The following is a 19812-nucleotide window of genomic DNA, read 5'->3' as shown; positions in this document are numbered from 1 at the left end:
TTATATAGGGGCGGGGGTATATAAATATGCAAAAAGTTACTCTCTGGATGTTAATACCATGTATTCATACCACCTTTTATATTTGTGATATTTTTAAATCCTTGTTTCTTCAATACTTTACTTGCCTTTATACTTCTCATTCCGCTTTGGCAGCTCACAAAGACGTCTTTGTCTTTCGAAAGCTGATGAGTTTGACGAGGCAAGATAGACAAAGGAATATTTTTGAACCCTTTAATATGCCTTGTGCGGAACTCATACGGTGTTCGTACATCTATAAACTGTTTGTCTTTATTTTTCAGCTCTGACTTTAAATCAGCAGTTGTTATTTGTTTAACACCATGCAATGGGAAAAAACGTCGAAATACGATCCAAAGTAAAAATAAAATGAGTAAAGTATTGAACATTACTCCGCTATTCATAGTGTTATAACCCCCTTCACTTATTCAATTTGCAATGGATAACATTAGATAAATAAGTTGACATTGCCTTCTTCAGCATCTGCCAAATAAGCAGCTACACCAGCATAGTCGATATCATCTAATAGTTCTTTTTCCTGTAAACCAAGAAGATCCATTGTCATCGTACAAGCTACGAGCTTTACACCTTGTTCTTGAGCCATCTCAATCAACTGAGGCAACGTAAGTGCATTATGCTTTTTCATCACATTTTTAATCATTTTAGGGCCCATACCTGCAAAGTTCATTTTAGATAAACCCATCTTATCAGCACCGCGAGGCATCATCTTTCCAAACATTTTTTCAAGAAATCCTTTTTTCACTTGAATCAGCTCTTCTTTACGTAAAGCGTTTAATCCCCAAAACGTATGGAAGATCGTCACTTCATGATCGTAGGCAGCTGCACCATTTGCAATAATATAGGCTGCCATTGCTTTGTCATATTCGCCGCTAAATAAAACAATTGTTGTGCGTTTTGTTTGTTTTGTCATGTCTATTCTCCTGACTAATCACTATTACCCCAGGGGGTATATCGGAATTAAAATTTTTTCGAAAGATCTCCTATTATTCAACCCAAAATACCGGCAGGGGTATATTATAATAAATATAAAAATTCGTCAACCTTAAAGATGATAGGTTGATGAATTTTTTTATCGGCTCTTTACCAATAATTCGACCGCTTCTTTTACTAAGTGTTGTGTGTCTTCTCCCTTTTCTAAACTTTCACGAACACAATGTTCAAGGTTTGTGCTCACAATCAAACCCATTGCTCGATCGATCGCATTACGTGAAGCAGCTAATTGGGTCACAACCTCTCTGCAATCTTTTCCTTGTTCCATCATGGTCAATACACCTTTTATCTGTCCTTCTATCCGGCGTAAGCGATTTTTAATCTTTTGATCATATTCCATGCGTTGAACTCCTTCTTTGAAATTTATATATTTGCATGTTATCAACTATCACTTCATACTATGCTTTATCACACTACATTATTAACTAGATAATGTTTGTGAATCAATATTATACCCTTACAGGTATACTGTCAATTTTCAAGACGGCATGAGAATGATTATAAAGAGTTAATATTAGTACCCCCTGTTTTACGTTAAACCCAAAAGATTAATCACAAGAAGTCTCCATATTTACTTAACATGCTCTTAATTGCATAATTGGTATCCTTGAGGAGAAGAAGACATCGAAAAAGTAAAAAAGTAAACAAACCTAGGATTCAATTGCTGTCATTGATGTCAAGTCATGAACTCCTAAAGGAAATTTAATAACTCATTTTCAACGAAAACTGAACTCTGTTAATTAGTCGAGATTTCAAGATATACACGGACCAATGACCTTTCCTTTTTTAGGAATCACACAGGTTCCCTCTTGTTTTGATGTTGTTTTTTTAAAAAAATTTATTGACACCAATAAATGACCATGTTATCATTAAAAATTTGATATCTCACTCCATATATGATAACCTTAAGTTAAGTTCCTATATATGGAGGTGGATGATATGTTTCAAATTGGCGATAACATTGTTTATCCAATGCACGGAGCAGGTACAATTGAAGCCATAGAAGAAAAACAATTCTTAGAGGAAAAACAACAGTATTATGTCATAAGAATGTCAATCAGTAATATGACAGTTATGATTCCAACGCGTAAGATATTGAGTTCAAATATACGGCCAGTAACTGATATACGTGCATTAAAACACATTATACACATTTTTCAGCATGGAGAATCAGATAGGCTACTGCCGTGGAAGCAAAGGTATATAGTAAACACGAACAAAATAAAAACGGGTGAAATACAAGAAGGCGCTGAAGTTGTACGTGATTTAAGGCGAATGAAGAAAGAAAAAGCACTTAATTCAAGCGAAAAAAAAATGTTGGATCATGCATATGAATTTTTGATTAGTGAACTGGAAGTCATTAAAGGAATCACTGAAAAACAAATAAAAAGTTTCTGCTAAGGTTAATTTTAAATAATGTTTTGCATTCCAAAAAAAGCACCCAAAAGTTTTCGGAATATTACGATTAGATGTTTAACTTCTTCAACTTACTTTTAAAACATTAACCCCTTTTATTACCCCAACAATCTAATCTGTTTTATTTTTTTCTTCAACGAACATTTGAATTTCGATGAAATAGTCACTTGATTTTTGTAATCCTGATTCACACTGGCACGGACAAGGAGCCGTAAGGATGGAAGAGAGGCAGGGCTTTCATTGTTTTAGGTCTAAGTGATTATTTCCAGAAGAAAAAACAACCACTCTCCTCTTTATCTTTAAGAATTTCTTACATCTGCTTCCACAGTGAATAGCAGTTGTTTATCTTCTTTTCATATTAGAGATATGCGAAATGTAACAAAGAATAACATACAGATATATTGAGAACATAAAAACAAATCATTTATATATATTCCACATATCGTCAATCCGGTATGTTATACTGTAAACAATCCTTTGAGGTTTTAAACCTTTTTCTTACCTTGTAGCAACTGTCCCTACTCGAACGTTGAGTAGGGTTTTTTTTATTCAGTATGATACAGAGAACATAAAAAAACAGGCCCTGTATAAAGAGCCTGTTTGTATAAACGATTAAAGATTAAGCAGTTTTTTGAACGTTAGCAGCTTGAGCTCCACGAGCACCTTGCTCAACGTCAAACGTTACTTTTTGACCTTCGTCTAAAGATTTGAATCCGTCACTTTGGATTGCAGAAAAGTGTACGAATACATCGTCTCCATTTTCACGTTCGATAAATCCAAAACCTTTTTCTGCATTAAACCATTTCACTGTACCTTGTTCCATTTTTGTTGCCTCCTAGTGTGTTACACATTGTATTACTATCCTTGCCCAAAGTATCATCAAGACGAAAAGTCGATATTCATACTATCCTTTACACGAACAAAAATAATTCCCCTTTATCATAGCACGAAACGGAAATAACTGCAAATTAATAATGTGTTCATTCATGTTTTATTTGTTAAACCTGTCGATACGAGTGCAAAATAAGATGCCTATTAATAACTATGGTTTGAAAACACCGTGAACATGAATCAAGAGTGTCTTCAAACCCAGTACTTCATATTGATTGTTAAAGATTTCTTTAAAAAGCTCAGCTGTTTCTTGTTCAAGTACAAGATATTCTTGGCTGTTCACTGGTATAGCTTTGTTTCTGCAGATGTTTCCAAACGATCATTCAAGTATACCCCCTATTTTAACGGTATTAACTTGTCATGTTTGTTCCTCAAACAATCAATGTTTACGGTCTAAATAAACCGATTCACATAGGGGAGCATGGAGAGAGTTTGGCCCGATAAAGAGCCGGGTATAATCTTCATACGCTTTTTGTATCCCGGCTGGCCATTGCTAATAAAGATTTAATCGAGATGGAGATCAGTTTCTGACCTTCAATAATTTTACATAGGATTAGGAAAGATACTTATCATACATGGAGTATGACAGCTGGGACTTCAAAGGCAATAAAACGTTTTCTATACGCAGATTAAGAACATCAGGGAAGGGGAAACTTTTAAAAATGAATAAACAAAACCTAAGGACTTTGAGAAAACTGGTTACCCCTTATGAAAAGTCCGATTTACAAAAAAGTATTTATCAAATCATTAACACATTGGTGCCGTTTTTCCTGTTATGGTGTTTGGCCTATAAGAGCTTGTCGATTTCTTATATCCTTACATCAGCGATTTCTGTCGTTGCGGCAGGTTTTTTAGTGAGAACCTTCATCATCTTTCATGATTGCTGCCACTATTCCTTTTTTAAGAACCGAAAGGCGAATCGAATCCTTGGAACAATTACAGGAATTCTGACTCTGCATCCGTTTGATCATTGGGCACACGATCATTCTGTCCATCATGCGACAAGCAGCAACCTGGACAAACGCGGTACGGGCGATATTTGGGTACTGACTGTTGAGGAATATAAAGAAGCCTCAACTAAGACAAAAATAATGTACCGTTTGTACAGAAATCCGTTTGTTATGTTTATTATCGGACCGATTTACGTCTTCGGGATTACCAATCGTTTTAATCGTAAAGGGGCAAAACGCAAAGAACGAATGAATACATATGTAACGAACCTGGGGATCGTCGCTTTGGCAGCACTTTTATGTTGGGCTATCGGCTGGCAAAACTTTCTGCTGGTCCAGACGCCAATTTTTATGATATCGGGATCCCTCGGAATTTGGATGTTTTATATTCAGCATACGTTTGAGGATTCATATTTCGAAGAAGATGAGCATTGGGAATATGTAAAAGCAGCCGTTGAAGGAAGCTCTTTTTATAAGCTTCCAAAAGTCATGCAGTGGCTGACAGGCAATATCGGTTTCCATCATGTTCATCATTTAAGCCCAAGAGTCCCAAACTATAAGCTTGAAATCGTGCATAACAACACTGAACCATTGCAAAACGTTCCGACCATCACACTGGCAAGAAGTTTTAAGTCGTTAAAGTTCCGTCTATGGGATGAAGAAGGCAAAAAATTTGTTGGTTTTAACCACTTAAAAAAAACTTCTAAAAGCCAGGTATCAGCTCGGCTAAGAACGGATTAAATAAACTCCCGTAATCGGTGATAATGGGCAGTGTATCTTGCAGAATAAAAGTGCAGACTCGCGCAAAGATTTTGTGCAGAGGTCAGCACTTTTTTAATGCCACATGCACTTACAACAAAAAAATACCAAAGGTGTCAAAACCCTTGGTATCATTAGGATGCGGCCGAGAGGACTTGAACCTCCACGGGTTATTCATTCGCTGGGCCATCAATAAAGTGAAGCTGTGTTTTCTGTTACAAAACCATTGTTCTAAACACATTTGCCGCACTAATCGTTATTTATGTCTTGATCTATTCAATCAAGTTTAATCGATATTATTCGAAAGTGACGTCATGATTAAACTACCATGAAAATAAACTTCTGTAATTTAGAAGTTTTGACGGACCCCTTACCGTACTTAATAATAAATATCATGTTGATAGATGTATTTTAAAAAAGCCCACTCACGAAAACGAGTGGGTTTACAAAAGCTCTAACTAACCCACAAAGGTTTTAGTCAGAGCTATTTATACATATTTTTTTGGTCCAACTCACTAAGCACCTACTCTATCCTCAACTCGAATAAATCAGCTGCTCTGATTGCAAAGTTTTCAATGTCTCCGTACATTCTTAGAAGGAAAGATACCATTAGCGATGACACTAATGGTACCCTTTGTTTCTACTCAATTATTCAGCTTCTCCAACAACTGTAAAGCGTTCATTTATATGTTTTGGATTTTCAATTTCATCCAATACTGCAATTGCATAGTCTGCATAGCTGATATAACTTTCGCCTTTCGAATTCACAAGAAGATGATCTTTTCCTGACTGATAAAATCCAGTTCTTTTCCCGTCTGGGTCAAATACCGCTGAAGGACTGATAAATGTCCAGTTAATATCAGAAGTTTCCTTTAGTTCTTGCAAGTTACGACCTTGCCCTTTAGCTGTTGGAATAAAAATCTCCGGGAAATCAGGTGTATCCATTACACTGACAGTTTTATTTTCGTCTACATAAAGACTCCCTGCTCCACCTACAATTACAGCTCTTGTGCCCGTTCCTTTTAATGCCCTAATTAATGCCCGGCCAGCATCTACATGTGCCTGTTCTTCTCCTAATGGAGCACCGAAGGCATTAACTGCTACATCTAACTTTTTTAGATCATCCGATGTAAGATCAATTATATTTTTTTCAATGATTGAAATCTTTTCCTCTTTAAGTTTTGCAGCATCTCTTACAATTGCAGTTACTTCATGTCCCCTGCTTACCGCTTCTTTCAAGATAAGACTTCCAGCTTTTCCGGTTGCACCAATGATTCCAATTTTCAATTTAAAGTCCTCCTAATCATTCAAAATTTTAAATGTAACCATATCGATTACATGTAATAATTTTAGTTACACCTTATTTATTTGTCAATACTTTTATCATCTTGTTAATTGAGCATATTAGAGTAAAAGAACTTGTAATACATTCAGTTACAAGTGTACTATAAAGAGTGTAACGTAATTAGGATGGTGAAGAAATCATGTCTATTAGCAGCCGTTTTGCTGTAGGAATTCATATATTGGCTCTTATTGAAATAAATGAAGACGGAATTAGCACTTCTGAATTTTTAGCTGGAAGTGTAAATACAAATCCCGCCTTCATAAGAAAAATTATGGGGATGCTGAAAAAAGCAGGTTTAGTAAATGTTCGGCCAGGTATTGCAGGAGCTGAATTAGCGAAGGATTTAACTGAAATCACCTTACTTGATGTTTATAGAGCAGTTCATGTTGTTCAAGATAAAGAATTGTTTAGTATACATGAAAATCCCAATCCTCAATGTCCTGTAGGCCGGAACATTCAAAGTACAATTGGTCCAATATTTGAAATCGCCCAATCTGCCTTGGAAAAAGCTCTTGGGCATATCACAATTGAGGATGTGGTAAAGGATATTATTGAAAAAGAAAAATTGACCAATAATTGTTAAATGATTTCACAGAAAATCTTTTATCAGACTGGGGATAAAAAAATGGCTTTTCATGAACAAAAAAAGAGCAGACATAAAGTCTGCTCCTTTTGATGAAAGATTTAGATTACAGTAAGGGATATAAATATGCTCATGATACAGAGGAAAAATTAACGACAATGCAGACGATGCCAGATTCTTTAATAGGGCGTTGAGTATTACTATCCAACAACTCAAGGTTCAGAAGCTAAGTTCAAACAAAGACTTGAGGAAATCTCGGATTGGTATAAAAGAAACCGCAAATCTTAGTTTGAACGAATATGTTCTGTATATAAAAATAATGAGGTATGGAGTGAATTGATAATGAATTATGATGAAATAAAAGATTACTGCCTAACCTTTCCAAACTCTTATGAAGACCATCCTTTTGGAGATGGTTGGACTGCAATTCGGCACAAAGGGAATAAGAAAATATTTGCACTTATCTTCACTCGCGACGAACACTTATGTGTCAACCTTAAATGCGAACCTGAAAGGGCTGATTTTCTACGTAGTCTTTTTGAAGAAATCAAGCCCGGATACCATATGAACAAGGAGCATTGGAATACTCTTACCTTAGATGAGGGACTCCCAGAGCACCAAATCCATGACATGGTAAAGTACAGCTTTGAACTGACAAAACCAAAAAGTAAAAAGGAAACATAACATCGAGGGATAGAACGCTTATTATAGATATTCATCCGGTGCAATGCTACAGAGGAATATGCAAAAAACCTCAAGGCAGCAATGTTTAAATTCGTATTTACGAGATGATTTTTTCGTTATTGTTAGTCCTTTGTTTCTTGACATAGGTTGAACAAATAAAAAAAGAGCAGAACAAAGTCCACTCAATTCATTAAGATGATTGCTTATTTCATCCAGACACCTATAAAAATGAAAGGTGACGATGATATGCCACAAAGGTCATTTAGCGTTTCATTAATACTGATAACTCACCTTCAAACACTTTTTCCTCTTTCTGATTATAGGTAGATAACAATACAGTAAGTATCCCCGTCTGGCTTTTATTTGGTTTTTTATCAATAACCTTAACAATAGTGTGCAGTTTATCATTAGGGTAAACGGGTGCTAGGAATTTTATATTATTCATTCCTGTCCCAGCAATAATATCGTCTTCATGACACCCTTCTTCAATCCAAAGCTTAAACGTAATAGATAACGTTTGTATTCCAGAAGCAATAATTCCATTAAATCTGCCCATTTTTGCTTTTTCTTCATTTAAATGCATGTATTGTGGGTCATACACTTCTGCAAAATTCATTATATTCTCTTTTGTTAATTCAAAAGATTTAGTTTGAAAAACTTGCCCGATGGTAAATTCATCCAACTTCATAAATAAATCTCCTTGAATCTAAACTTTATTATTAAATCTACGTAGCATTTTAACATACTGGCTCTCACACAACAACTTAACGGTGAAACAATCGTTCCCCTATCAGGAATGAACAAGCACATTGTTTTTGTTTCCTTGCTTTTAACCTCTTTATAATCAGGTGTTTTCTTATAAAGACCAAGGCGGTCGCCATCACCATCACCCGGCATATGTGTCATTTCCTCATAAGAATCTCCAAGCTTCTCATAATAAGAATAAGCAGTAAGCTTGCGAGAACTTTCTTCTGGCTGATAAAACGCAAGTTGAATAAACTTCCCGTCATCATATACACGAATTATGGCGTTATCTCTTTTGTACTCATCTGAATCTGCTCGCATTTCTTTTCTGACTTTCTTCTCCTGCTTCATCACTTCATTAATTGCATTATCATATTTACTACCGCCGCACGCAGTCAACAGAAGGATGAAGGTGACTGACAAATCATACGGCCTACTATACAGTAACAGATGAATTTTCCGCAAAAAAAAATACCAAGGGCGTCTACAACCCTTGGTATCATTGATGCGGCCGAGAGGACTTGAACCTCCAAGGGTTATTCACCCGCAGGGCCCTCCATCTATATTCATAAAACTATTGCTCAGTTGTCAGCATGTTAAGTAAATTACGAATTTCCTTGTTATAACTTTTAATTTCTTCTTCATTACAACCGGTTTTATCAAATACTGCGTTAGGTATCATTCACGATTTCGTGATGCTCAACGCCTTAGCTAAAACTGAAGCTGCGCGCGGAGCAATTGATCTTGCCGCAACATGGCTGCGTAAAGGGTTTTAATTCATCTATTGTTTCGTCACTTAGAGACTGCTGCAAATAAATAAATAAAAACAAACAGATCCACTCAAATAATTGAGTGGATCGTATATTGATTCAATAACTTATCGCAAATATATTAACGTTGGAATAATGGAACTTTTGATGAGCTTTTTAATCGGGCTGGTTATTATTTTGTTGTTGAGATGTCCCTAATTGAAAAGCTAACTCCACAACAAACTCTATTTTTTCACCAGTCCACCCTCTTCATATCCAAAAAACCTTTGTTGATAAAAACAATAGGATTATTAGTTAGCGTACAAGTTCTCGTTTTCTGCTTTGGACCCCATATAGAAAATAAAAAGCCAGCTCTCCTTCGGGAGAAGAACTGGCATAACAAAGCTTCTTGTTTCTTATTTTGCTGTATTGCTCGGACCTTTTAATTTCTCTTCGTTCTTGCGTCAATGTTTTATTATTAGGACACAACCAATAAAATAATGACGATCGAGAATAGCAGCGCTGCTTTTGCAAAGCAGTAAGCCCTCCAGAATATAAAAGAGCTGCAGTCATTGCTGCTCGGATAATCCCAGCTTATTCTGAGTCTGTATTTCGAGTAGCCGGTCAATTAAATGGATGTTTTTTTCATTCCTTTTCTGTTTGTTCCATTTTCCACCATAGTGAATCTTTTGGATTTTCAACAGCCTCTTGAAACTCAGCTTTAGAAGCAACTGTTGGGTAAGAACCTTTTAAAGATTTACCTGAAGTATCTTTAAATAAGGTTAACACAACTATTAAGCCAATTAAACTAACTGCCAATAAATAGAAACCCGGCGCCAAATTGTTTCTTGTCACATGGGTTAACCAAGAAGCAACTAAAGGTGTTGTTCCGCCAAAAATAGAAACTGATAAGTTGAATGTCCAGGATAATGTTCGATATCTAATGTCAGTATGGAACAACGTAGGTAAAGATCCTGGCATAGTACCTTCGTATACAGATAATACAATACCTAACATTAAAAGTCCTATAAATAAGAATATTAGACTCCCCATATTAAGAAATTGAAAAGAGATAATCGAAAATACAATTCCTAATACTAATCCAATTGTTATAACTTTTTTATTTCCTAATTTATCTCCCAATTTACCAAAAGTTAAAGCGAACGGTACCATAATAATCAATACAATTGCTGTAACCGGTGTACTTATATTATCACTTATACCAAGGTTCTCATCTAAATAAGAAGGCATATAACCTAACAATAGGTAATTGGTTATATTGAAAAATGCCACAAATACGATACATAAAAAGATATCTTTTTTATATGTTTTAATGACTTCTAATAAACCTGGTTGTTGTTCTTGGTTTTCAGAGATGTCATTTTCAAAGATTGGTGATTCATCTAAATGACTTCTCAAATATAAACCAAATAATCCTATTGGAATACTCAAGAAGAAAGGAATTCTCCATCCCCAACTATTCATTTGAACATCAGATAAAGTCCAGAAAAGTACTGTAACTAAAACAGACGCTACTATATAACCAGATAATGTGCCGATTTCTAAACCGCTGCCTAACCTTATACGTTTATTATCTGGAGAAGATTCTGCGATATATACCATTGCACCAGCGTACTCTCCACCCACAGAAAAACCTTGCAGAATACGAGCTAAGAGTAATAATATAGGGGCCCATACACCAATCTGGTCATAGGTAGGAAGCACACCAATTATTAAAGTAGATAAAGCCATCATTAAAATAGTAATTGTTAATACTATTTTCCGACCAAATTTATCACCCACTTTACCAAAAATAATTCCGCCTACCGGTCTAAGTAAGAAGGCAATTGCAAATGTAGCAAAAGTAAATATTAACTTTAATTCATCGTTTTGAACCGGACTGAAAAAGTTTTTACTAATAATAACTGCCAAATAAGAATATAAAGCAAAATCAAACCATTCCATCGCGTTTCCTATCCCTGTAGCAAACACGCTTTTCTTCGCTTTTTGAATGTCTACAACGTTAATTTTTTTCTTGTTAAACTTCATTTAATAATATCGACTCCTTAATTATCAAATCCACATTATACAAGCGTATAAACGGTCCAAGCATGCAGTCCCAGAATGTATAGCGTAATGCTTCTCTAAAAGTCTGGGGGTTTCTGTTTCACCTGATGGAGAGCTAACGGCATAGTGGATGATTGGTTCAACTGTACCTTAAAAGACTAGACGAATATCCATATCAGCGCCAAATAACATTGTAAACCAGGAAAGAAGGATGAAATTCAGTTTTTTCGCTGGTTTCCTTAACTTATTTTTGCCGATTGGACTAAAAATAATACAAAAAGCAACAAAAAGAGAAACATCCAACAGATAATACCAGCCAAAGCGGTTAGTGATATATCCGTGGGCTGTGGTTGGTATTTTCTGCAGACTATTTGGAGAAATGATTCCCCTTCATACAGCTCTATTGTGAATATTATCACAATCGAAAAAAAACTTTTATTTCTTCAAAGGATCCTAAACCTATATTTTAGTTCTTCCATTACGTCTTTATTTACTGATTCTATCTTTATTACCCCGCAATCAGGTGAAACAAAACACTATAAACGTAGCATACCTTTTTAAAATCTGACAAGCCCAACAGGGTGATAGAAACCCGGCTAAAGCCAAGCTAGTCAATGGATAGAAGAAATTTTTTTGTTTTTCCCAAGGAATAACCGTCTGCGTTTAATCTAGCCCAATTAGAAAGAAAAAGAGCAGGAGTAATCCTGCTCTTTCATTCAAAACTTTAATTTGTATGAAGAATTTCGTATACCTTTTCGACTTTCTTTACCTATTAATCAGTATACAGACTACAACAGAAATAAGTAGCACCGGGTATGAAATAATGGATGCATTTAAACAAGCCAATCACCGACAATTGAATTTATTGCATGACATCTAACAAAATTATTTTTTAAATCCAGCTGTAAATAAAGAAACATTTCTTAGGTAATGGTTTTATTTTTGGTAAATCGACATGTATTTGTTTCCCCTTCCCTGTAATCCAAATGTTTCGATATGAACATTTAATCCTTTCATACATTTATCACAATTTTAACAATATTTTAACTGAACTGGGTAAGTTGAACAAGGATTAAACATTGAATTTTGACAATCACAAACTGTCATATGTGTCCGTCATATCAAAAGAATCTCTTTAAGGTGTTGTTTAGTGCTTTCGTTACGGCGACTATCGACAAATAAGAACCAAGCAAAGTATTGTCCAGATAGTTTGAGTATTTTGATCACTTTGCAAATAAGTTATTGAAAATACACTACCTAAAATCACTGCAGCCAATAGACATCGGCTGATTTTCATCAATAATCTCCCCTTTTTTATTTTTCGTAGAGAGCATTAAGCTTCCTCGTTCATGAAAATAATCAGCGACTTCAATCGAAAAATTTTCAACATCAGCAAACATTTTCCTCGAAGTCTTGGTATTCTTCCTTGCTTAGCAGCACTTTCTCTGCTTTGGCAAATTGGAGTTTGAGGCATTAGTAACTACCTATAAAGATGAAAATATTTGTGCGATGTCTACTGCAGATGACTTACTTTAGGTAAGTGGGCAGTTTGTGGGCAGTAGATCATTTAAAAATAAGCACAAAAAAATACCAAAGGTGGTTAAACCCTTGGTATCATTGAGATGCGGCCGAGAGGACTTGAACCTCCACGGGTTATTCACCCACTAGGCCCTCAACCTAGCGCGTCTGCCATTCCGCCACGACCGCGTGCTATGAAGCTGTCTTTCCACTAAGCATATAAGCTAGTGATGATGATCAGCACTTTGAAAAGAAAGTGCGGGTGAAGGGACTTGAACCCCCACGTCGTAAGACACTAGATCCTAAGTCTAGCGCGTCTGCCAATTCCGCCACACCCGCGTGACAAGTGGTGAGCCATGAAGGACTCGAACCTTCGACCCTCTGATTAAAAGTCAGATGCTCTACCAACTGAGCTAATGGCTCGCTCTAAAAGTGATTCAAAAATTTTAAATAAAATGGCTGGGCTAGCTGGATTCGAACCAACGCATGACGGAGTCAAAGTCCGTTGCCTTACCGCTTGGCTATAGCCCAACGAAGGTAAATGGTGACCCGTACGGGATTCGAACCCGTGTTACCGCCGTGAAAGGGCGGTGTCTTAACCGCTTGACCAACGGGCCGTCTGGTTGAGAACTTATCTGGCGGAGAAGGAGGGATTTGAACCCTCGCGCCGCTTACGCGACCTACACCCTTAGCAGGGGCGCCTCTTCAGCCACTTGAGTACTTCTCCATATGGCTCCACAGGCAGGATTCGAACCTGCGACCGATCGGTTAACAGCCGATAGCTCTACCACTGAGCTACTGTGGAATAATCAGACTTTCTTTATTATAAATGATGCGACATATTGTGTCAAGAAGTAACATTTATTTTTTTAAGAAAGTGTCGTTGTCTCTCAACGACTTTTATAATTTAACATAGAACATTAAAATGAGTCAAGCCTTTTTAAAAAATTCTTTTGATTTTCCCTCTGCATTTTCCGCAGGCATATCTTTCCGGGTTCATTGCCCGCTTCTTTATATACTGTTGGCCGCAGGCCGTGCATCTATACATATATGTTTTCTTTTGTGTCTTTTTGGTTTGCAGCGGCGTGCAGAATCTCGGCGCTCCGACTTTCTGAAGCAGGTCTCTGAAGTCTTTGTCTCTGTGCTTGTACCCTTTTCCCTCAAGATGAAGATGATAATGGCACAGCTCGTGTTTAATGATTCCTACCAGCTCGCTCTGCCCGTGTTCGAGAAGATATCTGCGGTTTAATTCGATGTTATGGGAAGACAGCATGTACCGGCCGCCTGTCGTTTTCAGCCGGTCATTGAAGAAGGCTCTGTGACGGAACGGCTTTCCGAAATCTTGTGCAGAGATGTCTTCCGTCAGCTTTTGAAGTTGTTCGTTATCCATATGTGCACCCCGCTTTAAAAACATTGAACGGGACAATTCACCGTTCGCATACAATGAGTTAAAACCGACCTCTAACTAAAAGCTGAGGAGGAATGAGCCATGCCGAATTGGCTGATGAAACAAATGCAAAAAGCGTTTTTAGAAAAGGACAATTACCAAATCAAACTGCTGAACCAGTGCTGGTATTTCTACAGAAAAAAACACTGCTCGTAAGCAGTGCTTTTATTTTACCATAGACAGCGACACTCTGCCTTTTTGCACGTCCACCCCTTCGACCCATACGGTGACGATGTCTCCGACCGATACGACGTCAAGAGGATGTTTGACGTATTGATTGCTCAGTTTTGAAATGTGCACAAGCCCGTCCTGTTTGACGCCGATATCGACGAAAGCGCCGAAGTCCACAACGTTGCGGACGGTGCCCTGCAATTCCATTCCTTCCTTTAAATCCTCAAGCTGCAGAACGTCTTTTTTCAGCAAAGGCTTCGGCACTTCGTCACGAGGATCTCGCTCCGGCCTTGTCAGCTGCCCGCAAATATCCGCAAGCGTAATCTCCCCTATACCGAGCTCTTCAGCCGTTTCAGACAGCGGCAATGCGCTGATTTTCTCTTTTGCGTCCGCGCTTCCGATCTGATCCGCAGTGAGCTGCAGTTTTTTGAGCAGCGCCTTTGTCTCTTTATAGCTTTCCGGGTGTATCCCGGTGCGGTCGAGCGGCTCTCGTCCTCCGGGCACTCTCAAAAAGCCGATGCACTGTTCATATGTTTTTGCGCCGAGACGCGGGATTTCTTTCAGCTCTTTGCGGTTTGTGAATTTTCCGAGCTCTTCCCTTTTTTTAACGATATTGCCGGCAACGGTTTTGGATAACCCGGCTACATATTGAAGCAGCGCGGCTGATGCTGTATTGACATTCACCCCGACTTGGTTGACGACGGTCTCTACGACAAAACGGAGTGATTCATTTAAATGCTTTTGGCTGACATCATGCTGGTATTGCCCGACGCCGACGGATTTAGGATCGATTTTCACAAGCTCGGCCAGCGGGTCCTGCAATCTCCGCGCGATGGAGACGGCGCTGCGCTCTTCGACCTGAAAATCCGGAAATTCTTCACGGGCGATTTCTGACGCCGAATACACGCTTGCTCCGGCCTCATTGACGATGACATAATAAATGTCCCGCTCTGTTTCTTTCAGCATATCAACGACGAATTGCTCTGTCTCCCGTGATGCCGTGCCGTTTCCGATCGCCACAACCTCGACTTCGTACCGGTCCAGCAATTCTTTGATTTTTTTCCGGGCTTCCGCTGTCTTTTTTACGGGAGCGTGCGGGTAAATGACGTCGATTTTCAGCACTTTTCCCGTCTCATCAACAACTGCCAGTTTGCACCCCGTACGGAAGGCCGGATCGACGCCGAGCACAACTTTCCCCTTCATCGGCGGCTGCAGCAGGAGCTTACGCAGGTTTTCAGCGAAAATATGAATCGCCTGCGCGTCTGCTTTTTCTGACAGCTCTTTGCGGATATCGCGCTCAATAGCCGGCTGGATCAGACGTTTGTAACTGTCCTCAATGGCTTCTTTCAGCGTTTCTTTCACAGGCGTTTCACGGTGTTTGATGATTTGCTTTTCTAAATAAGTTTTTATCTGATCGGCGGGCGGTTCGATCGCAATCTTTAAAATGCCTTCTTTTTCACCGCGGTTCATCGCAAGCACTCTGTGAGGAACGACCTTTTGGATCGGCTCTTCGTACTCGTAGTACATTTCATAGACGTTTTTCTCGTCATCTGCGGCTGACTTGCCTGCCGCGGAAGTGAGAATTCCTTTTTTATACGTTTCCTGGCGGATCCACTTTCTGAAATGAGGATCATCCGAGATTTGTTCGGCTATGATGTGCTTCGCGCCTTCAATGGCTTCCTCTCTTGAAGCGACTTCTTTTTCTGTACTGATATATTGATCAGCGATGTCGTGAAGACGGTTTTCTTTCGGGAGAGAAAGAATATAGTCCGCAAGCGGTTCAAGGCCTTTGCTTTTGGCGACGGTGGCTTTTGTTTTCCGTTTTTGTTTGAAGGGACGGTATAAATCCTCGACTTCCTGAAGCTTGACCGCTTGTTCGATTTTTTGCTTCAGCCCTTCCGTCAGCTTGTCCTGCTCTGAGATCAATCTGATGACTTCTTCTTTCCGCTGCGTCAGGTTTTGTATGTATTGCCACCGCTCGGAGATTGCCTGAATCTGCACCTCGTCCATTGAGCCGGTCTGCTCTTTTCGGTACCGCGCAATAAACGGGACGGTATTGCCGTCTTCCAGCAGGCGGATGACACTTTCGACATGTTTTTGGGATAACGCTGTTTCTTCAGCAATTTGTTTTTTCAAAAGGGCTAACGTTTCCATATCACAAAAGCCTCCATCTCTTCATTCTTTCTCTAGTGTATCAAAAAACGGCGGAACATAAAAAAAGCAGCCTTACGATAAAAGCTGCCCTAGAATATAGGTCAAATCATCACGTCTGGATGTTGTGTACGGATGAAGTGATTTTGATATATCTTCTATTGAGTGTCCCTGCTTTAAGCAGGTGCGGATATGCGGAACCTCAAGCCCATCCGTGTAGATGATGAACCTCGCCCCTTTTTCGTATGATGACGTATACGTTTTGTATCTTTGCGGTTTGCCTGAGAGGTAACCCGAAATCGGCAGCGGATGAAAGACTTCGCCTGATGGGGAGTGCAGGAAGAAACGGACGTTGCCGATCGAGCAGTATGTCAATTCCCTTTTGATGAAATTGATTTTTAAGATGGAGGCAGTCGCCCCTCTTTTGTTTTTCATCGCTTGATTGCAGCGCTCAATGATGCTTTCCACATCCTCATCCGCATACGTTTCCATGATGTCTTTAATGGCTGACGAGGATTCATTGGCAAGAGATCCGCTGCCGAGACCGTCCGCTACCGCGCAAACTAATTCTTCTTCATTCGCCTTCATAAAAAAGCTGTCGCCGCATATGGACTTGCCTTCTTTATTTAATTGGTATACAAGAGTTTGAACATGTTCATTTTCTTCAACCTGAATCATTACATTAGCTCCATGGAGGGATCTCCAATCAAGGCCTCTCTCAGTTTTTTCACCGCTTTCCGCTGCAGGCGCGAGACGTGCATTTGAGATATTCCGAGAATGTCCCCTGTTTCTTTTTGGCTTTTATTTTGCACAAATGTTAGATCGATAATCTGTTTTTCGCGGTCGGACAGCACATGAAGCACGCTTTTGATCATCATCTGCTGGTTGACGCGTTCGTATCCTTCCTCCTGCGAACCGACGATATCTAAAATCGTGACGGTGCTTCCGTCCGCATCCGCTTCGATGCTGTGATCGACAGACAGCGCCTGATAGCTTTTTCCCATCTCCATCGTTTCAAGCACTTCCTCTTCTGACACATCGAGAAAGGCTGCGATTTCTTCGACTTTCGGCGACCGCTGCGTCTCTGTCGTCAGCTGATCCACCGCCATTTTAATGCGCGGCCCGAGTTCTTTAATCCGTCTCGGAACGTGTACGCTCCATGTTTTATCTCTGAGGAAGCGTTTGATCTCGCCGATGATGGTCGGAATCGCAAATGCTTCAAAGGATTTGCCGACCTCGGGATCATACCGTTTAATGGCTCCGAGAAGTCCGATCATTCCGACCTGGCGGAGGTCTTCGTGAAAGCTTTTTCCTTTTGAATATTTCTTTGCCAGCATTTCGACGAGATTGGTATACACCTCGACGAGTGTTTCCTGGGCTTCTTTATTATCACGTGTTTGAAAGTCGCGTATGAGCCGATCAACTTCATCTTTAGTTAGTTTCGTAGTTTTTGATGGTTGTGCCATGATCAACTCGCTCCCCATTTAAATACTTTGTCATCGCCACGGTTACGCCAGAGTTGCTTTGAACTTTGACTTCATCCATGAGCGTTTCCATTAAATACAGACCGAGCCCTCCTTCTGACAATTGATCGACTGTGTGCGAAGGAGTGTACGGCCCGAGATCCTGCTGCTTCTGATCAAAATCAAAGCTGTCTCCCTGATCGGCGACAATGACCTCCAGCCGATCCTCAAACACACCGAACCGCACGGATACTTCTCCCTTATTTTCATCGTTGTATGCATGCTGGACAGCGTTTGTACAAGCTTCGCTGACAGCGATTTTTAAATCTTCAATGTCATCATAGGTATAGCCCATTCTGCTTGCGACCCCTGATAACGTAAGCCTGACGATTCCTACATATTCCGGTTCGGCCGGAATTTTCATCTCTATATAATCAACTGATGTACTCATTGTACGCCACCTTCTGACTTTGCCGAAATGTCGATGATGTCCTTAAGCCCCGTAATTTCAAACAGACGGACGAGCCGGTCGGAAAGATTCTCAAGCTTCAGAGAGCCGCCTTCCTTGCTCACCGTTTTAAACACGCCTACAAAAACGCCTAAACCCGTACTGTCCATATAATTTACATCTTTTAAGCAGATTCTCATGTCTTTCCCCTCGTTTGCCAGGGGCATCAGCTTTTCACGAACCGCCGGAGCTGAGTATACATCGATTTCTCCAGCGATATTGATTTGTATATCTGAAAGATTCTCCTTCATATCTACCGTTAAATTCATCGTATCACCTCTGAAAGTTATCCTTACTCGTGCTAATGGCTTTTTACCCGTGCTGCTGTTTTTTTAAACCTTTCTTTTTAAAACAATTAACGTAAAATCGTCATGAAGCTGAAAGTCCTGGAGTCTCAGCAGGCTGTCGTAAATATTTTTGACCATATCCTGCGCGGAGCAGTCCATATGTTCTTCCAGCATGCGCTGAATGTCGCTGCGTTCTAAGAAACCGTTTTCGGTACGGCATTCGGTGACGCCGTCAGAAAAAAGAACGATCATGTCTCCTTCGTCCATGTGCTGTTCATATTGGCTGTAATCAAAATCCTGAGAAATTCCCAGCACCAATCCTTTTGCCTCCAGATCATAAAACTTTTTTTCTTTTTCAGAGTAGTAGAAGCCCGGTTCATGCCCCGCAGAAGCATATGTAAATTGGTGATTTTTCGTATTGTAGTTTGCGTAAAACATGGTGATAAACATGCTTGAGTCCACGTTCTGTTCTACAACGCGGTTAAGATTTTTCAGCACTTGGGAGGGGTGAATGCCGGTCTCCGGAAGAGAGTCCATGGCATACTTGATCATCGACATGCACAATGCGGCGGGTATTCCTTTTCCGATGACATCGGCTATCGCGATGTTAATCGATTCCTTGTCTTTGACAAAGTGATAATAATCCCCGCTCATCTGTTTGGCGGGGACGCTGATTGCCCCGATATCCAGATCTTCTTCTTCAGGAATTTTTGTGCCAAGCAGCGTCTGCTGAACATTTGCGGCAATTTCAATTTCTGAACGAAGCTCCTGCTGGATATCTCTCAGACTTTGATGTTCCTGATAAGCCATCCCGTAGCCAATCATGACTTCTATTAAAAAATCCAGCGAATGAAAAACATCTTCCGGCAGATCCGGATACAGTTCCTTTACTACTTTTCGGTGGATGCTGATGATCTCCTCCGGAGGAACCTGATGTTCAATCGTTTTTCGGCTGAATTTTTGGGCTTGATATAAAGATGTTTCTGTTAATTCGGCTATATATCGGCTAAGCAGCTGATGATACCGCTGCTCTATAACCTCCCTGAAATCCAC

21 protein-coding genes, 7 tRNA genes and 5 pseudogenes are annotated in these 19812 nt (G+C 39.5%); 6 read left to right on the top strand and 27 right to left on the bottom strand.

The window, feature by feature from the left end; translation table 11 throughout:
• Positions 1–50 precede the first annotated feature (50 nt).
• The 3 genes from GNE05_RS02975 to GNE05_RS02965 form a co-directional block, all read right to left on the bottom strand.
• Positions 51–419: a rhodanese-like domain-containing protein gene (locus GNE05_RS02975; protein ID WP_100261616.1), complete on the bottom strand. Its 369-nt coding sequence runs from the start codon at positions 417–419 to the stop codon at positions 51–53.
• Positions 420–463: 44 nt separating this feature from the next.
• A complete protein-coding gene (locus tag GNE05_RS02970; RefSeq protein WP_160182412.1) occupies positions 464–946 on the bottom strand; it encodes a DsrE/DsrF/DrsH-like family protein in 483 nt (160 codons plus the stop codon).
• A gap of 159 nt (positions 947–1105) precedes the next feature.
• Positions 1106–1366 (bottom strand): metal-sensitive transcriptional regulator, encoded by a 261-nt coding sequence (locus GNE05_RS02965; protein ID WP_014416981.1) that lies wholly within the window; start codon positions 1364–1366, stop codon positions 1106–1108.
• A 599-nt stretch (positions 1367–1965) separates the two neighbouring features.
• Between GNE05_RS02965 and GNE05_RS02960 the strand changes: the two genes are divergently transcribed.
• Complete coding sequence (locus tag GNE05_RS02960) at positions 1966–2427, top strand: CarD family transcriptional regulator (protein ID WP_061861882.1); 462 nt, start codon at positions 1966–1968, stop codon at positions 2425–2427.
• 634 nt (positions 2428–3061) lie between these two features.
• Here GNE05_RS02960 and cspC read toward each other — a convergent pair.
• Complete coding sequence (cspC, locus tag GNE05_RS02955; RefSeq protein ID WP_003156143.1) at positions 3062–3265, bottom strand: cold shock protein CspC; 204 nt, start codon at positions 3263–3265, stop codon at positions 3062–3064.
• A 447-nt stretch (positions 3266–3712) separates the two neighbouring features.
• A complete protein-coding gene (locus tag GNE05_RS21490; RefSeq protein ID WP_072177240.1) occupies positions 3713–3811 on the bottom strand; it encodes a molecular chaperone TorD family protein in 99 nt (32 codons plus the stop codon).
• 184 nt (positions 3812–3995) lie between these two features.
• On the opposite strand from GNE05_RS21490, the gene GNE05_RS02945 reads away from it, so the two are divergent.
• Entirely contained in the window at positions 3996–5024 is a 1029-nt protein-coding gene (locus GNE05_RS02945) for a Delta(5) desaturase DesA (protein WP_160182411.1), read from the top strand.
• A gap of 666 nt (positions 5025–5690) precedes the next feature.
• On the opposite strand, the gene GNE05_RS02940 is transcribed toward GNE05_RS02945, so the two are convergent.
• Entirely contained in the window at positions 5691–6329 is a 639-nt protein-coding gene (locus GNE05_RS02940; RefSeq protein WP_025650270.1) for an NAD(P)-dependent oxidoreductase, read from the bottom strand.
• Between the two features lie 197 nt (positions 6330–6526).
• Here GNE05_RS02940 and GNE05_RS02935 point away from each other — a divergent pair, with 197 nt between their 5' ends.
• Together GNE05_RS02935 and GNE05_RS02925 are read left to right on the top strand one after the other, a co-directional pair.
• Positions 6527–6970 (top strand): Rrf2 family transcriptional regulator, encoded by a 444-nt coding sequence (locus GNE05_RS02935; RefSeq protein WP_160182410.1) that lies wholly within the window; start codon positions 6527–6529, stop codon positions 6968–6970.
• 342 nt (positions 6971–7312) lie between these two features.
• The gene (locus tag GNE05_RS02925; protein ID WP_098081046.1) at positions 7313–7654 is read left to right on the top strand and encodes an MmcQ/YjbR family DNA-binding protein; all 342 of its coding nucleotides are present in this window, start codon (positions 7313–7315) and stop codon (positions 7652–7654) included.
• Positions 7655–7916: 262 nt separating this feature from the next.
• Here the strand turns inward: GNE05_RS02925 and GNE05_RS02920 are convergent, their stop codons facing one another.
• Together GNE05_RS02920 and GNE05_RS02915 are read right to left on the bottom strand one after the other, a co-directional pair.
• Positions 7917–8342: a MaoC family dehydratase gene (locus GNE05_RS02920; RefSeq protein ID WP_017419214.1), complete on the bottom strand. Its 426-nt coding sequence runs from the start codon at positions 8340–8342 to the stop codon at positions 7917–7919.
• A 125-nt stretch (positions 8343–8467) separates the two neighbouring features.
• A pseudogene (locus tag GNE05_RS02915) lies at positions 8468–8842 on the bottom strand (cystatin-like fold lipoprotein); the annotation flags it as partial.
• Between the two features lie 227 nt (positions 8843–9069).
• On the opposite strand from GNE05_RS02915, the pseudogene GNE05_RS21160 reads away from it, so the two are divergent.
• A pseudogene (locus GNE05_RS21160) lies at positions 9070–9174 on the top strand (esterase); the annotation flags it as partial.
• Positions 9175–9792: 618 nt separating this feature from the next.
• Here the strand turns inward: GNE05_RS21160 and GNE05_RS02900 are convergent.
• The 13 genes and pseudogenes from GNE05_RS02900 to GNE05_RS02850 form a co-directional block, all read right to left on the bottom strand.
• On the bottom strand, positions 9793–11196 hold the full coding sequence (locus GNE05_RS02900) for an MFS transporter (protein WP_021495073.1): 1404 nt from the start codon (positions 11194–11196) through the stop codon (positions 9793–9795).
• Between the two features lie 38 nt (positions 11197–11234).
• Positions 11235–11601 (bottom strand): annotated as a pseudogene (locus GNE05_RS21155) (BCCT family transporter); the annotation flags it as partial.
• 706 nt (positions 11602–12307) lie between these two features.
• Positions 12308–12426 (bottom strand): annotated as a pseudogene (locus GNE05_RS21485) (IS1595 family transposase); the annotation flags it as partial.
• Entirely contained in the window at positions 12383–12511 is a 129-nt protein-coding gene (locus GNE05_RS21150) for a hypothetical protein (RefSeq protein ID WP_223204396.1), read from the bottom strand. The gene GNE05_RS21150 and the pseudogene GNE05_RS21485, both read right to left, overlap by 44 nt.
• A pseudogene (locus tag GNE05_RS02890) lies at positions 12468–12623 on the bottom strand (tetratricopeptide repeat protein); the annotation flags it as partial. The pseudogene GNE05_RS02890 and the gene GNE05_RS21150, both read right to left, overlap by 44 nt.
• A 214-nt stretch (positions 12624–12837) precedes the next feature.
• Positions 12838–12921 (bottom strand) — tRNA-Leu (locus GNE05_RS02885).
• Between the two features lie 68 nt (positions 12922–12989).
• A tRNA-Leu gene (locus tag GNE05_RS02880) sits at positions 12990–13071 on the bottom strand.
• An 8-nt stretch (positions 13072–13079) separates the two neighbouring features.
• Positions 13080–13155: transfer RNA gene (locus tag GNE05_RS02875), tRNA-Lys, on the bottom strand.
• Positions 13156–13188: 33 nt separating this feature from the next.
• A tRNA-Gln gene (locus GNE05_RS02870) sits at positions 13189–13263 on the bottom strand.
• A gap of 11 nt (positions 13264–13274) precedes the next feature.
• Positions 13275–13349 (bottom strand) — tRNA-Glu (locus GNE05_RS02865).
• A 19-nt stretch (positions 13350–13368) separates the two neighbouring features.
• A tRNA-Ser gene (locus GNE05_RS02860) sits at positions 13369–13459 on the bottom strand.
• Positions 13460–13462: 3 nt separating this feature from the next.
• Positions 13463–13537 (bottom strand) — tRNA-Asn (locus GNE05_RS02855).
• A gap of 135 nt (positions 13538–13672) precedes the next feature.
• Positions 13673–14122, bottom strand: coding sequence for a SprT family protein (locus tag GNE05_RS02850; protein WP_061861878.1), 450 nt, complete (start codon positions 14120–14122; stop codon positions 13673–13675).
• A 99-nt stretch (positions 14123–14221) separates the two neighbouring features.
• On the opposite strand from GNE05_RS02850, the gene cmpA reads away from it, so the two are divergent.
• Entirely contained in the window at positions 14222–14335 is a 114-nt protein-coding gene (cmpA, locus tag GNE05_RS02845; protein ID WP_003156164.1) for a cortex morphogenetic protein CmpA, read from the top strand.
• Between the two features lie 9 nt (positions 14336–14344).
• Here cmpA and GNE05_RS02840 read toward each other — a convergent pair whose 3' ends face one another.
• The 6 genes from GNE05_RS02840 to GNE05_RS02815 all read right to left on the bottom strand — a co-directional run bounded on the left by GNE05_RS02840 (position 14345) and on the right by GNE05_RS02815 (position 19812).
• The gene (locus GNE05_RS02840) at positions 14345–16504 is read right to left on the bottom strand and encodes a Tex family protein (RefSeq protein ID WP_160182409.1); all 2160 of its coding nucleotides are present in this window, start codon (positions 16502–16504) and stop codon (positions 14345–14347) included.
• 72 nt (positions 16505–16576) lie between these two features.
• Positions 16577–17179, bottom strand: coding sequence for a phosphoserine phosphatase RsbX (locus GNE05_RS02835; RefSeq protein ID WP_160182408.1), 603 nt, complete (start codon positions 17177–17179; stop codon positions 16577–16579).
• Complete coding sequence (gene sigB / locus GNE05_RS02830) at positions 17179–17967, bottom strand: RNA polymerase sigma factor SigB (protein ID WP_029974100.1); 789 nt, start codon at positions 17965–17967, stop codon at positions 17179–17181. Before sigB ends, GNE05_RS02835 begins: the two co-directional genes overlap by 1 nt.
• Positions 17933–18415 carry an anti-sigma B factor RsbW gene (rsbW, locus tag GNE05_RS02825; RefSeq protein WP_007609591.1) on the bottom strand — a complete coding sequence of 161 codons (483 nt, stop codon included), beginning with the start codon at positions 18413–18415 and terminating at the stop codon, positions 17933–17935. Before rsbW ends, sigB begins: the two co-directional genes overlap by 35 nt.
• Positions 18412–18741 carry an anti-sigma factor antagonist gene (locus GNE05_RS02820; RefSeq protein WP_033575044.1) on the bottom strand — a complete coding sequence of 110 codons (330 nt, stop codon included), beginning with the start codon at positions 18739–18741 and terminating at the stop codon, positions 18412–18414. Before GNE05_RS02820 ends, rsbW begins: the two co-directional genes overlap by 4 nt.
• A gap of 63 nt (positions 18742–18804) precedes the next feature.
• On the bottom strand, positions 18805–19812 hold the full coding sequence (locus GNE05_RS02815; protein ID WP_007609589.1) for a PP2C family protein-serine/threonine phosphatase: 1008 nt from the start codon (positions 19810–19812) through the stop codon (positions 18805–18807).

The organism is Bacillus sp. AM1(2019), assembly GCF_009906915.1.
Classification (GTDB): Bacteria; Bacillota; Bacilli; order Bacillales; family Bacillaceae; genus Bacillus; species Bacillus velezensis.
Note: the sequence above shows the minus strand (reverse complement) of the source record. Positions and strands in the feature narration are given on the sequence as shown.

Bases quoted from the DNA above. Each gene is read 5' to 3' on its own strand.
- GNE05_RS02975 (WP_100261616.1), bottom strand. From the start codon at position 419: ATGAATAGCGGAGTAATGTTCAATACTTTACTCATTTTATTTTTACTT.
- GNE05_RS02970 (WP_160182412.1), bottom strand. From the start codon at position 946: ATGACAAAACAAACAAAACGCACAACAATTGTTTTATTTAGCGGCGAA.
- GNE05_RS02965 (WP_014416981.1), bottom strand. From the start codon at position 1,366: ATGGAATATGATCAAAAGATTAAAAATCGCTTACGCCGGATAGAAGGA.
- GNE05_RS02960 (WP_061861882.1), top strand. From the start codon at position 1,966: ATGTTTCAAATTGGCGATAACATTGTTTATCCAATGCACGGAGCAGGT.
- cspC (WP_003156143.1), bottom strand. From the start codon at position 3,265: ATGGAACAAGGTACAGTGAAATGGTTTAATGCAGAAAAAGGTTTTGGA.
- GNE05_RS02945 (WP_160182411.1), top strand. From the start codon at position 3,996: ATGAATAAACAAAACCTAAGGACTTTGAGAAAACTGGTTACCCCTTAT.
- GNE05_RS02935 (WP_160182410.1), top strand. From the start codon at position 6,527: ATGTCTATTAGCAGCCGTTTTGCTGTAGGAATTCATATATTGGCTCTT.
- GNE05_RS02925 (WP_098081046.1), top strand. From the start codon at position 7,313: ATGAATTATGATGAAATAAAAGATTACTGCCTAACCTTTCCAAACTCT.
- GNE05_RS02920 (WP_017419214.1), bottom strand. From the start codon at position 8,342: ATGAAGTTGGATGAATTTACCATCGGGCAAGTTTTTCAAACTAAATCT.
- GNE05_RS02900 (WP_021495073.1), bottom strand. From the start codon at position 11,196: ATGAAGTTTAACAAGAAAAAAATTAACGTTGTAGACATTCAAAAAGCG.
- GNE05_RS21150 (WP_223204396.1), bottom strand. From the start codon at position 12,511: ATGAAAATCAGCCGATGTCTATTGGCTGCAGTGATTTTAGGTAGTGTA.
- GNE05_RS02850 (WP_061861878.1), bottom strand. From the start codon at position 14,122: ATGGATAACGAACAACTTCAAAAGCTGACGGAAGACATCTCTGCACAA.
- cmpA (WP_003156164.1), top strand. From the start codon at position 14,222: ATGCCGAATTGGCTGATGAAACAAATGCAAAAAGCGTTTTTAGAAAAG.
- GNE05_RS02840 (WP_160182409.1), bottom strand. From the start codon at position 16,504: ATGGAAACGTTAGCCCTTTTGAAAAAACAAATTGCTGAAGAAACAGCG.
- GNE05_RS02835 (WP_160182408.1), bottom strand. From the start codon at position 17,179: ATGATTCAGGTTGAAGAAAATGAACATGTTCAAACTCTTGTATACCAA.
- sigB (WP_029974100.1), bottom strand. From the start codon at position 17,967: ATGGCACAACCATCAAAAACTACGAAACTAACTAAAGATGAAGTTGAT.
- rsbW (WP_007609591.1), bottom strand. From the start codon at position 18,415: ATGAGTACATCAGTTGATTATATAGAGATGAAAATTCCGGCCGAACCG.
- GNE05_RS02820 (WP_033575044.1), bottom strand. From the start codon at position 18,741: ATGAATTTAACGGTAGATATGAAGGAGAATCTTTCAGATATACAAATC.